This is a genomic window from Serratia sp. SSNIH1, assembly GCF_002935055.1.
Classification (GTDB): domain Bacteria; phylum Pseudomonadota; class Gammaproteobacteria; order Enterobacterales; family Enterobacteriaceae; genus Serratia; species Serratia nevei.
In genome coordinates this window covers 449207-461499 of the sequence record NZ_CP026383.1, presented here as the reverse complement: position 1 = coordinate 461499, position 12293 = coordinate 449207, and the positions used below count along the sequence as shown (strand labels likewise).

Sequence of the window (12293 nt, the reverse complement as noted above, 5' to 3'; positions counted from 1 at the left end):
GTTATATTCCTAATGAACGCCCTTCATGGACGCTTTCGATGCCTTGACCTGATTTTTGCCGGTTTTTACCGTGCGCCCCCCGAGCCTGTAGATGGTGGGGGTTATTATGTTTTGTATTGGGCTCGTGAACGGAGCCCAACGCAAAACACACTATGACTTCTTCTTCACCGGACGTTGCCAGCCCTGAATGTGCACCTGCTTGACGCGGCTCAGCACCAGTTCGTTCTCGGCGATATCGCGCGTCACCGTCGTGCCGGCGGCGATGGTGGAGCCTTTACCGACCGACACCGGTGCCACCAGCTGAGTATCGGAACCGACGAATACGCCGTCGCCGATCACCGTCTTGTGCTTGTTGGCACCATCGTAGTTGCAGGTGATGGTGCCGGCGCCGATATTCACGTCATCGCCAATTTCGGCATCGCCCAGGTAGCTGAGGTGGCCAGCCTTGGAGCCTTTGCCCAGACGCGCCTTTTTCATTTCCACGAAGTTGCCGACATGAGCCCCTGCCGCCAGCTCCGCGCCTGGGCGCAGGCGGGCAAACGGCCCCACGGTGCAGTCGGCTTCCAGCACGCTGTCTTCCAGCACGCTGTAAGGGCTGATCTCGCAGTCATCGCCAATCACGCAGTTTTTCAGCACGCAGCCGGCGCCGATTTTCACCCGGTCACCCAGCTTGACGTGACCTTCGATAATCACATTCGCATCAATAGTGATGTCGCGGCCGTGAACAAGTTCCCCACGCAGATCGAAACGCGCCGGATCCAGCAACATCACGCCGGCCAACAGCAGTTTTTCAGACTGTTCCGACTGGAATACGCGCTCCAGGGTCGCCAGCTGCAGGCGGTTGTTTACGCCTTCCACTTCGCTCAAACGCGACGGGTGCACGGTTTCGATTTTCTTGCCGTCGGCATGGGCCAACGCAATGATATCGGTGATGTAGAACTCACCCTGTGCGTTGTCGTTATTCAACATCCCCAGCCAGCGCTTCAGATCGCGCCCGTTCGCCACCAGGATGCCGGTATTGATCTCGTTAATCTGGCGCTGCGCCTCGCTGGCGTCCTTGTGTTCCACGATGCCCACCACGTTGCCCTGCTCACGCACGATACGGCCGTAACCGCTCGGATCGTCCAGCTTGACCGTCAGTAGCCCGATGCCGCCCTGCGGCTTGGCCGCCAGCAGGCGTTGCAGCGTATCCACGGAGATCAACGGCACATCGCCGTACAGCATCAGCACGTCTTCATCGTCGGCAAAGTGCGGCGCGGCCTGCTGCATCGCATGGCCGGTACCCAATTGCTCGGCCTGCAGCACCCAGTTCAGCGCGCCGTCAGTCAACGTACTCTTCAGCAGATCGCCGCCGTGGCCGTATACCAGGTGAACATGTTGCGCGCCCAGTTTCATCGCGGCATCAATGACGTGTTGCACCATCGGCTTGCCGGCCAACGGATGCAACACTTTGGGAAGATCGGAATACATGCGCGTACCCTTGCCCGCGGCGAGGATAACCACGCTCATTGCGCTGTTCGACATAAGCAACCTGATAACTCCATTTTGATAGACGAAAGTAAAACCGTTTAGCGACGATATTACTACATATTTCTCATCACGAACCCGGCACAGGCCGCACGGCTCTTGGCCTGCCGCCATCATGGCCAATTCGGCGTCGGGACGAAAAAACTGTCGGCGATCGGCGACGTTTATTTCCCGATATCAGGGGTTATACACCACACTGTCCGCCGGGCTGAAATGCTTATTTTAAAGTAAAAAAAAAGCGACCCTATAGGCCGCTTTCTTAAAGTTGGGTGCCAGGCACCCAAACATTACATCGCTTTTCTGGTGAGCTCGATAACGCGCAGTTTTGCGATCGCTTTCGCCAGTTCAGCGGATGCCTGAGCATAGTCGACATCGCCATGAGAGCTGCGAATGTGTTCTTCAGCTTTACGCTTAGCTTCCAACGCTCTCGCTTCGTCGAGGTCAGTACCACGGATAGCAGTGTCCGCCAGCACGGTAACCACGCTCGGCTGCACCTCTAGGATGCCGCCGGACAGGTAGATGAACTCTTCTTCACCGTGCTGCTTAACAATACGCACCATGCCAGGCTTGATGGCAGTCAGCAGCGGCGCATGGCCAGGGAAGATCCCCAGTTCACCTTCGCTGCCTGTCACCTGGATCTTCTGCACCAGGCCGGAAAACATCTGTTTTTCCGCGCTGACTACATCCAGATGGTAAGTCATAGCCATATCACCCTCCTCTCAAGGCGTTACAGTTTCTTGGCTTTTTCCACTGCTTCTTCAATGGTGCCAACCATGTAGAACGCCTGCTCCGGCAGGTGGTCATAGTCGCCGTCCATAATGCCTTTGAAACCACGGATGGTGTCTTTCAGCGATACGAACTTGCCCGGAGAACCGGTGAAGACTTCTGCCACGAAGAACGGCTGAGACAGGAAGCGTTGGATCTTACGCGCACGGGATACGACCAGTTTGTCTTCTTCAGACAGCTCGTCCATACCCAGGATCGCGATGATATCTTTCAGTTCCTGGTAGCGTTGCAGAATGGACTGCACGCCACGCGCTACGTCGTAGTGCTCCTGGCCAACAACCAGCGGATCCAGCTGACGGCTGGTAGAATCCAGCGGGTCAACGGCCGGGTAGATACCCAGAGAAGCGATGTTACGGCTCAGTACCACGGTTGCGTCCAAGTGCGCAAAGGTGGTGGCTGGTGACGGGTCAGTCAAGTCATCCGCAGGAACGTAAACGGCCTGTACGGAAGTGATGGAACCGGTCTTGGTCGAGGTGATACGTTCTTGCAGAACGCCCATCTCTTCCGCCAGCGTTGGCTGATAACCTACCGCGGATGGCATACGGCCCAGAAGTGCGGACACTTCGGTACCGGCCAGGGTGTAACGGTAGATGTTGTCAACGAACAGCAGAACGTCACGGCCTTCGTCACGGAACTTCTCCGCCATGGTCAGACCGGTCAACGCAACGCGCAGACGGTTACCTGGTGGCTCGTTCATCTGGCCGTAAACCAGGGATACTTTGTCCAGAACGTTGGAGTCGGTCATTTCGTGGTAGAAGTCGTTACCCTCACGAGTACGCTCGCCCACGCCCGCAAACACGGAATAACCGGAGTGCTCGATCGCGATGTTACGGATCAGCTCCATCATGTTTACGGTTTTACCCACGCCCGCACCGCCGAACAGACCGACTTTACCGCCCTTGGCGAATGGACAAATCAGGTCCATTACCTTGATACCGGTTTCCAGCAGTTCCTGGGAGCTGGACAGCTCTTCGTAGCTTGGCGCCGCGCGGTGAATCGCCCAACGCTCTTCTTCGCCGATGTCGCCTTTCATGTCGATCGGTTGACCCAATACGTTCATGATACGGCCCAGGGTAGCTTTACCCACCGGCACTTCAATCGGGTGGTCCAGGTTGTTCACTTTCAGACCGCGACGCAGACCGTCGGAGGTCCCCATTGCGATACAGCGAACCACGCCACCGCCCAGCTGTTGCTGAACTTCCAACACCAGTTTTTCGGTGCCGTTTTCTACCTCAAGGGCATCGTACACTTTTGGTACGGCATCCTGAGGGAACTCGACGTCCACCACGGCGCCGATTACCTGGATAATCTTTCCAGTAGCCATCTTGAATCCTCTACGTAATTCGTAAACCTAGCTTAAACCGCGGAGGCTCCCGAAACGATCTCGGTGAGTTCCTGAGTGATGCTGGCCTGACGCGCCTTGTTGTATACCAACTGCAGCTCTTTGATCAGGCTACCGCCGTTATCGGTTGCGGCTTTCATCGCGACCATTCGTGCGGCCTGCTCGCTGGCCAGGTTTTCCACGACGCCCTGATAAACCTGCGACTCCACATAGCGGCGCAGCAAGGTATCAAGCAGCACTTTTGGATCGGGTTCATACAGGTAATCCCAAGGCGTTTTCTTCAGCTCTTCGTCATCGGCTGGCGGTAACGGCAGCAGCTGAAGCACCTGTGGCTCTTGGGACATCGTATTAACAAATTTGTTGCTGACAATGTACAGCTTGTCCAAACGACCTTCGTCGTAGGCCTGCAGCATCACTTTCACCGGCCCGATCAGATCCGACAGGGAAGGTTTGTCCCCCATGCCGGTCACCTGGGCAACCACGTTGCCGCCCACGGAACCAAAGAAAGAGGCCGCTTTAGAGCCAATCAGCGCCAAATCGGTTTCGACGCCTTTTTCGGACCAGGCTTTCATCTCCGCCAGCAGCTTTTTGAACAGGTTGATGTTCAAGCCGCCGCAGAGACCACGGTCAGTAGACACCACCAGATACCCGACGCGCTTAACGTCACGCTCATCCAGGTACGGGTGCTTGTACTCCAGATTCCCTAACGCAAGGTGACCAATCACTTTGCGCATGGTCTCTGCATAAGGACGGCTGGCCGCCATGCGATCCTGCGATTTACGCATTTTGGAGGCGGCGACCATTTCCATCGCTTTAGTGATCTTTTGCGTGTTTTGCACGCTAGCGATCTTACTACGTATCTCTTTTGCGCCGGCCATCTCTGCTTCTCCTCAGTGCCAGACGGCCTGCTGTCTTTCAACAGCAGGACCGTTCGGCGTTACCAGGACTGGGTTTTCTTGAAGGTCTCGAGGATGTCTTTCAACTTGCCCTCGATCTCATCATTGAAGTTGCCAGTTTGGTTGATGTGGTTCAGCAGTTCGGCGTGCTCGCGGTCCGCATAGGCGACCAGCGCGGCTTCGAAGCTCACCACTTTGGCGACTTCGACGTCGTTCAGGTAACCGCGTTCTGCGGCAAACAGCACCAGAGACTGTTGTGCAACCGACATCGGCGCATACTGTTTCTGTTTCAGCAGCTCGGTCACTTTCTGACCGTGGCTCAGCTGTTTGCGGGTCGCGTCGTCCAGATCGGAGGCGAACTGGGAGAACGCAGCCAGTTCACGATACTGCGCCAGCGCGGTACGGATACCACCGGACAGTTTCTTCATGATCTTGGTCTGCGCGGCGCCACCAACACGGGATACGGAGATACCCGGGTTAACTGCCGGACGAATACCGGAGTTGAACAGGTTGGATTCCAGGAAGATCTGACCATCGGTAATCGAGATTACGTTGGTCGGAACGAACGCGGAAACGTCACCCGCCTGGGTTTCAATGATCGGCAGAGCGGTCAGTGAACCGGTTTGGCCTTTAACTTCACCTTTGGTGAAGGCTTCAACGTATTCGGCGTTAACGCGCGCTGCACGCTCCAGCAAGCGGGAGTGCAGGTAGAATACGTCGCCTGGGTAAGCTTCACGACCTGGCGGACGACGAAGCAGCAGGGAAATCTGGCGGTAAGCAACGGCCTGTTTGGACAGGTCATCGTACACGATCAGCGCATCTTCACCGCGGTCACGGAAGTATTCGCCCATTGCGCAACCGGCGTATGGCGCCAGGTATTGCAGTGCAGCGGATTCGGAAGCGGTCGCCACCACCACGATGGTGTTGGCCAGTGCGCCGTGCTCTTCCAGTTTGCGCACCACGTTAGCGATGGTGGACGCTTTCTGGCCGATAGCCACGTAAACGCATTTGATGCCGGAGTCGCGTTGGTTGATGATCGCATCGATCGCCAGCGCGGTTTTACCGGTCTGACGGTCACCGATCACCAGCTCACGCTGGCCACGGCCGATTGGAATCATGGCGTCAACGGATTTGTAGCCAGTCTGAACAGGCTGATCAACCGACTGACGCTCGATAACGCCTGGCGCGATAGCTTCTACCGGAGAGAAACCGTCGTTCTCAATCGGGCCTTTGCCGTCGATAGGTGCGCCCAGGGTGTTAACTACGCGGCCCAGCAGACCACGACCGACTGGAACTTCCAGGATACGGCCGGTGCATTTAACCTTCATGCCTTCGGCCAGATCCGCGTACGGACCCATGACCACGGCACCGACGGAGTCGCGCTCCAGGTTCAATGCGATTGCGTAACGGTTGCCAGGCAGCGCGATCATTTCGCCCTGCATAACTTCGGCCAGGCCGTGTACGCGGATGATCCCGTCGCTGACGGAAACGATAGTACCTTCATTGTGAGCTTCGCTCACTACATTGAACTGAGCAATGCGCTGCTTGATCAGTTCGCTGATTTCGGTGGAATTCAGTTGCATGCTCCAGTCCCCTTAAGACTGCAAGACGTCTGTCAGGCGTTCAAGACGACCGCGAACGCTGCCATCAATCACCATATCGCCGGCGCGAACAACGATGCCGGCCAGTACAGACTTGTCAATTTTGCAATTCAGCTTAACTTTGCGTGACAGACGTTTCTCCATCGCAGCGGCGATTTTCGCCTGCTGTTCGTCGCTCAGCGCGCTCGCAGAGAGCACTTCGACTTCGACGGTGGATTCCAGCGAGGCGCGCAGTTCGATGAACTGCTGCAGCACGGCAGGAAGAACCAGTAAACGTCCATTTTCGGCCATTACACGGATAAAGTTCTGGCCATGTTCGTCGAGCCGATCGCCACAAACCGCGATGAACGTCTTGGACAGCGTTTCTGGCGCAACCGCGCCAGACAGCAGTTCAGAGATCTGTTCATTGCGAGTGACTTCAGCAGTAAACGCCAGCATTTCCTGCCAGCGCTCTACGCTTTGGTGCTCAACGGCAAAGTCAAAAGCTGCTTTGGCGTAGGGGCGAGCTACAGTTACAAATTCAGACATCAGCCCCTCCCTCCTTACAGTTCAGCGACCAGTTTATCAACGATGTCGCTGTTAGCAGCTTCATCCACGGAACGTTCGATGATCTTCTCGGCGCCGGCAATAGCCAGCATCGCGACTTGCTTACGCAACTCTTCACGAGCGCGCTTACGTTCGGCTTCGATCTCAGCCTGAGCCTGCGCCACGATTTTGTTACGTTCCTGCTCGGCTTCGGCTTTCGCTTCATCCATGATCTGAGCTTTGCGTTTGTTCGCTTGCTCGATGATCACCTGAGCTTCTGCTTTAGCAGTTTTCAGCTGGTCGGTCGCATTGGCTTGCGCTAAGTCCAGATCTTTTTTGGCACGCTCTGCAGAAGCGAGGCCGTCAGCAATTTCTTTCTGACGTTTCTCGATGGCAGCCATGATCGGCGGCCATACGTACTTCATGCAGAACCAGACAAACAGAACGAACGCGATGGCCTGGCCGAGGATTGTTGCGTTAAGATTCACAGCACAATGCCTCTTTAAAAGTTAATAGTTTGGTTACGTCGTAGAGGGTTACTCTACTTACGCGACGGCGAACATCACGTACAGACCCAGACCTACAGCGATCATCGGGATGGCGTCGACCAGACCCATAACGATAAAGAACTGTGTACGCAGCAGAGGAATCAGGTCAGGCTGACGAGCAGCGCCTTCCAAGAATTTACCACCCAGGATGCCGATACCGATCGCAGCACCGATTGCCGCTAAACCCATCATCACAGCGGCAGCCATGTACAGCAGATCCATACTCAGGTTTTCCATGACAGTCTCCAGTTTGTTTCAGTTTAAAAGTGCAAGTGTTTTAAGAAAATCAGTGCTCTTCAGACGCCATCGACAGATAGACGATCGTCAGAACCATGAAAATAAAGGCTTGAAGCGTAATGATCAGGATGTGGAAGATAGCCCAAGGCAAGCTCAGGACCCACTGTGACCACCACGGCAACAGGCCGGCAATCAGGATGAAGATCAACTCACCCGCATACATGTTGCCGAACAGTCGCAGACCCAGTGAAACAGGTTTGGACAGCAGGCTGACACCTTCAAGAATCAGGTTGATAGGAATGAATACAGGGTGGTTGAACGGCTGCATGGTCAACTCTTTAACGAACCCGCCAACGCCTTTCATTTTGATGCTATAGAACAGAATCAGGATAAACACGCCCAGCGCCATAGACAGCGTGACGTTCACGTCGGCGGTAGGCACGACGCGCAGCGCAGGCAAACCGAGATGAGCACCGATGAACGGCAGGAAGTCCACCGGAATCAGGTCCATCAGGTTCATCAGGAACACCCAGACGAACACGGTCAGCGCCAGCGGCGCAATGACCTTGCTCTTGCCGTGGTACATGTCGCGCACGCTGCTGTCGACGAAACCGACCACCAGCTCCACGGCGGTTTGCAGTTTACCCGGCACGCCGCTGGTGGCGTTTTTGGCCACTTTGCGGAAAATAACTAGGAACAGAACCCCGAGGACGACGGAGAAAAACATCGAGTCGAGGTTAATCGACCAAAACCCAGTCCCGACCTGAAGCTGCGTCAGGTGGTGACCGATATACTCCTGTGGACTGTTGTATCCCTCTGCAGACATGATGCCTCTACCCTTTATTTAGTTAATTTCGGTAACTGTTAATCACGGCCGGTGCCACTATCTGCACCACTAACACCGCTAAATAGGTCAGGCCTAGCGGTATAAACTCCGCCTTGAACACCCCCAGCGCCACGATCAGCAAAACGATGGTGATCACGACCTTTAGCCCCTCGCCGATGGCGAACGACCAGGCAACCCTACCGGGCGCCGGCGTTTGCGCCTGGTGGCGCAAGGCAAACAGCATAAACATTGCACTCGGCAACCAGGCGGCGAGACCGCCTGCCAGCGCCGAAGCGCTCCATTCCGGGCTTTTCAGCCAGAAAGCAACGCTGATCAGAACAAAAGTCATTAACTGCAAAAACAGCAGTTTGCGTGCGACTTTCCCGCTGTAAAGGGACACAGACATGACGTTTGTTCTCTCCGTACCCCAGAGGGGGTATGCTGAGTGACGTATACAACTGTTTTTGCTGTCCTGAGTCAAGCAGCAAAAAACGAGCAAATTATACGGGGCATACCAACGAATTCAATCGATAAGTAGCGAAAAGGTGAACAATTATTTAAATTTCCCTATTCCAGCCTATTTTCACAAGAAAACGGTCGGAATAATAGGGCGCATTTAATTGTCTGATTATTCCAGCGTTGCGTTTAGAAACGCGAAGCCGATCACAGTAATGTCCCTTCCTGATTTATAGCCGATGGTCAACCAAACCGTCTTTAGCAATTTGAGCGATCAAAAAATTATATAAATCAAAACATTATCAGTTAACTGTTCAAAAACAATCCGTATACCCGATGAAAACCTTTTATTGACAAGCAGCGGGGCAATATTCTAACAGCCAATTAACATTAGCAGCAAACGCCAATCTTTCGCACATGATTGCTAACGTGACTATTTCCAAATGCAATTACTCTATTGTCGCTAATTAGCCGCGTTTTTTGTGTTAATAGAAAGTAAATTAACTAAAAAAAGCGACCAACTAATTAGCCTGCTTATCTTTCTACCTGGTACTGCCTTTAATTCACGCTTGTTTGATCAAAAGCAAACTCAGTTTGCCTTAAGAATCACCAGATGGCGTTCGCCTTCCAGTTCAGGCACCTGCAGCCGCACGATAGACTCCAGGCTAACGCCTGCCGGCAGCTGCGTCAGCTCTTCATCCGGGCGTACGCCTTTCAACGCGTAAAAACGCCCCTGCCCTTTCGCCGGCAGGTGATGGCACCAGGACAGCATATCCTGCAGCGAAGCGAACGCTCGGCTGATCACGCCATCGAACGGTGGCTCGGCCGGAAACTCCTCAACGCGGCTCTGCACCGGCTCGATATTGTTCAGGCCCAGCTCATGCTGCACCTGACGCAGGAAACGCACGCGCTTGCCCAGGCTGTCGAGCAGCGTGAAATGCGCGTCCGGGCGCACGATCGCCAGCGGAATGCCCGGCAAGCCAGGGCCGGTGCCGACATCGATAAAACGCGAGCCCTGCAGATGCGGGTTGACCACGATGCTGTCGAGGATGTGGCGCACCAGCATTTGCTGCGGATCGCGCACCGACGTGAGGTTATAAGCCTTGTTCCATTTATCCAGCATGCCGACATAGCCCAGCAGCTGCTGTTTCTGCTGATCGGGCAGCTCAATGCCTGCTGCCGCAAGCAGCGAGTCTAATTTTTTTTGCACAACGGATCCTCTGGCAGGCGCTGAACGACCAGCGGATGGTTAGCTGGCGCAATGAGGCGACTATGATAATTCAGGGCGCAAGTGATGTCAGCGGCCGTTTGGCTACGGGATGAACAAACGGCCGCCTGGATGCAAGATTTATGCGCTGCGGCGCAGCAGTCCCTGCTTTTTCAGCCAGATCAGCAAAATCGAGATCGCCGCCGGCGTAATGCCGGAGATGCGCGAAGCCTGGCCGATGGAGTTCGGTTTGTGATCGTTCAGCTTGGCGATCACCTCGTTCGACAGCCCCGAAACCTGACGGTAATCGAGATCCAACGGCAACACGGTGTTTTCGTTGCGCTGCTGTTTTTCGATCTCTTCCTGCTGGCGAGCGATGTAGCCTTCGTATTTGACCTGGATCTCGACCTGTTCGGCGGCTTGTACGTCGTCCAGCGGCGGCGCGAAGGCGTCGGTGCCGGTCAACTGCGCATAATCCATCTCAGGGCGGCGCAGCAGCTCTTCGCCGTTTGCTTCACGCGACAACGGTGCTTTCAGCAGCGCATTGACCTGTTCGACGTTCTCGGCGTGCGGGTGCATCCAAATGTCGCGCAGGCGCTGACGTTCGCGTTCGATTCGCTCCAGCTTCTCGCTGTAACGCGCCCAACGCACGTCGTCCACCAGGCCCAGTTCACGGCCTTTTTCCGTCAGGCGGAGATCGGCGTTGTCTTCGCGCAGCATCAGACGATACTCGGCGCGTGAGGTAAACATGCGGTACGGTTCTTTGGTGCCGAGGGTGCTGAGGTCGTCCACCAGCACGCCCAGGTAAGCCTGATCGCGACGTGGCGCCCAGCCTTCCTGTTCGTCGGCGAAGCGCCCGGCGTTCAAACCGGCCAGCAGGCCCTGTGCAGCGGCTTCTTCATACCCGGTAGTGCCGTTGATCTGGCCGGCGAAGAACAGCCCTTGAATGAATTTACTTTCCAGCGTCGGCTTCAAATCGCGCGGATCGAAGAAATCGTACTCGATGGCGTAACCAGGGCGAATAATACGCGCGTTCTGCATGCCTTCCATCGAACGGACGATCTGCATCTGCACGTCGAACGGCAGGCTGGTGGAGATCCCGTTAGGGTAAATCTCGTTGCTGGTCAGGCCTTCCGGTTCGAGGAAGATTTGGTGCGCGTTGCGATCGGCAAAGCGCATGACCTTGTCTTCGATCGACGGGCAGTAACGTGGGCCGATCCCTTCGATGATCCCGGCATACATCGGGCTGCGATCGAGGTTATTGCGGATCACGTCATGGGTTTTTTCATTGGTATGGGTGATGTAGCACGCCATTTGTTCCGGGTGTTGGCTGGCATCGCCCAGGAACGAGAATACCGGCACCGGCGTATCGCCGTGTTGTGGCGCCAGTACGCTGAAATCGATAGTGCGGGCGTCGATGCGCGGTGGCGTACCGGTTTTCAAGCGGTTAACGCGCAGCGGCAGTTCTCGCAAACGCTGCGACAGCGAGATTGAAGGAGGATCCCCGGCGCGGCCGCCGCTGTAATTCTCCAGGCCAATATGGATCTTGCCATCCAGGAAGGTGCCTACGGTCAATACCACCGCCTTGGCGCGGAATTTCAGGCCCATTTGGGTGACGGCGCCCACTACGCGATCGTTTTCGACGATCAGATCCTCAACGGGTTGTTGGAAGATCATCAGGTTGGGCTGGTTCTCCAACGCGGTACGGATCGCCTGGCGATACAGTACGCGATCCGCCTGAGCGCGCGTGGCGCGAACGGCTGGGCCTTTGCTGGCGTTTAGTATCCTAAACTGGATGCCGGCATGGTCGATCGCCGTCGCCATCAGGCCGCCGAGTGCATCAATTTCCTTAACCAGATGCCCTTTACCAATACCGCCAATCGCCGGGTTGCAAGACATCTGTCCCAGCGTATCGATATTGTGTGTCAATAATAAAGTCTGACGTCCCATGCGTGCCGCGGCCATGGCGGCCTCGGTCCCTGCATGGCCACCACCGATGATGATGACGTCAAATTGATCTGGATAAAACATGGAACTGCACCTCGCCGTATTGCGAACGATCGTTATTTGCCCTGGGGTGGGGGATTCTACTCAAGTTTAGACGATCGACCAAGTGGTCAGGATCGTCGGTAATTAAAAGAAGATCTTTTTTATTTAAAGATCTCTTTATTAGATCTCTTATTAGGATCGCGATCCTCTGTGGATAAGTGACTATTCACGATGAAGATCAGCAGATTAAGGAGGATCGTTTGCTGTGAATGATCGGTGATCCCGACGCAGATAAGCTGGGATCTAAAAGGCTTGTTATGCACAGGACAAAAAGCGCACTACGGTTGTTATTG

12 protein-coding genes are annotated in these 12293 nt (G+C 55.2%); all 12 read right to left on the bottom strand.

Annotation, left to right across the window (positions count from 1 at the left end; genetic code table 11):
* Nucleotides 1-150: 150 nt before the first annotated feature.
* Nucleotides 151-1524 carry a bifunctional UDP-N-acetylglucosamine diphosphorylase/glucosamine-1-phosphate N-acetyltransferase GlmU gene (gene glmU / locus C3F38_RS02190; RefSeq protein ID WP_038876038.1) on the bottom strand — a complete coding sequence of 458 codons (1374 nt, stop codon included), beginning with the start codon at nucleotides 1522-1524 and terminating at the stop codon, nucleotides 151-153.
* Nucleotides 1525-1814: 290 nt separating this feature from the next.
* Nucleotides 1815-2234 carry a F0F1 ATP synthase subunit epsilon gene (locus C3F38_RS02185; RefSeq protein WP_004933814.1) on the bottom strand — a complete coding sequence of 140 codons (420 nt, stop codon included), beginning with the start codon at nucleotides 2232-2234 and terminating at the stop codon, nucleotides 1815-1817.
* A 20-nt stretch (nucleotides 2235-2254) separates the two neighbouring features.
* Complete coding sequence (gene atpD / locus C3F38_RS02180; RefSeq protein WP_004933813.1) at nucleotides 2255-3637, bottom strand: F0F1 ATP synthase subunit beta; 1383 nt, start codon at nucleotides 3635-3637, stop codon at nucleotides 2255-2257.
* 32 nt (nucleotides 3638-3669) lie between these two features.
* On the bottom strand, nucleotides 3670-4533 hold the full coding sequence (gene atpG / locus C3F38_RS02175; protein WP_004933811.1) for a F0F1 ATP synthase subunit gamma: 864 nt from the start codon (nucleotides 4531-4533) through the stop codon (nucleotides 3670-3672).
* Between the two features lie 59 nt (nucleotides 4534-4592).
* The gene (gene atpA, locus C3F38_RS02170; protein ID WP_004933808.1) at nucleotides 4593-6134 is read right to left on the bottom strand and encodes a F0F1 ATP synthase subunit alpha; all 1542 of its coding nucleotides are present in this window, start codon (nucleotides 6132-6134) and stop codon (nucleotides 4593-4595) included.
* 12 nt (nucleotides 6135-6146) lie between these two features.
* Nucleotides 6147-6680, bottom strand: a complete 534-nt coding sequence (atpH, locus tag C3F38_RS02165) for a F0F1 ATP synthase subunit delta (protein WP_025304741.1) — start codon at nucleotides 6678-6680, stop codon at nucleotides 6147-6149.
* A 14-nt stretch (nucleotides 6681-6694) separates the two neighbouring features.
* On the bottom strand, nucleotides 6695-7165 hold the full coding sequence (atpF, locus tag C3F38_RS02160; RefSeq protein WP_004933804.1) for a F0F1 ATP synthase subunit B: 471 nt from the start codon (nucleotides 7163-7165) through the stop codon (nucleotides 6695-6697).
* A 57-nt stretch (nucleotides 7166-7222) separates the two neighbouring features.
* Nucleotides 7223-7462: a F0F1 ATP synthase subunit C gene (gene atpE, locus C3F38_RS02155; RefSeq protein WP_004093904.1), complete on the bottom strand. Its 240-nt coding sequence runs from the start codon at nucleotides 7460-7462 to the stop codon at nucleotides 7223-7225.
* A 49-nt stretch (nucleotides 7463-7511) separates the two neighbouring features.
* Entirely contained in the window at nucleotides 7512-8288 is a 777-nt protein-coding gene (gene atpB / locus C3F38_RS02150; RefSeq protein ID WP_025304740.1) for a F0F1 ATP synthase subunit A, read from the bottom strand.
* A gap of 22 nt (nucleotides 8289-8310) precedes the next feature.
* A complete protein-coding gene (gene atpI, locus C3F38_RS02145; RefSeq protein WP_025304739.1) occupies nucleotides 8311-8694 on the bottom strand; it encodes a F0F1 ATP synthase subunit I in 384 nt (127 codons plus the stop codon).
* Nucleotides 8695-9333: 639 nt separating this feature from the next.
* Complete coding sequence (rsmG, locus tag C3F38_RS02140) at nucleotides 9334-9954, bottom strand: 16S rRNA (guanine(527)-N(7))-methyltransferase RsmG (protein ID WP_047729585.1); 621 nt, start codon at nucleotides 9952-9954, stop codon at nucleotides 9334-9336.
* 138 nt (nucleotides 9955-10092) lie between these two features.
* Nucleotides 10093-11982 carry a tRNA uridine-5-carboxymethylaminomethyl(34) synthesis enzyme MnmG gene (gene mnmG / locus C3F38_RS02135; protein WP_033631384.1) on the bottom strand — a complete coding sequence of 630 codons (1890 nt, stop codon included), beginning with the start codon at nucleotides 11980-11982 and terminating at the stop codon, nucleotides 10093-10095.
* Between the last annotated feature and the right edge of the window lie 311 nt (nucleotides 11983-12293).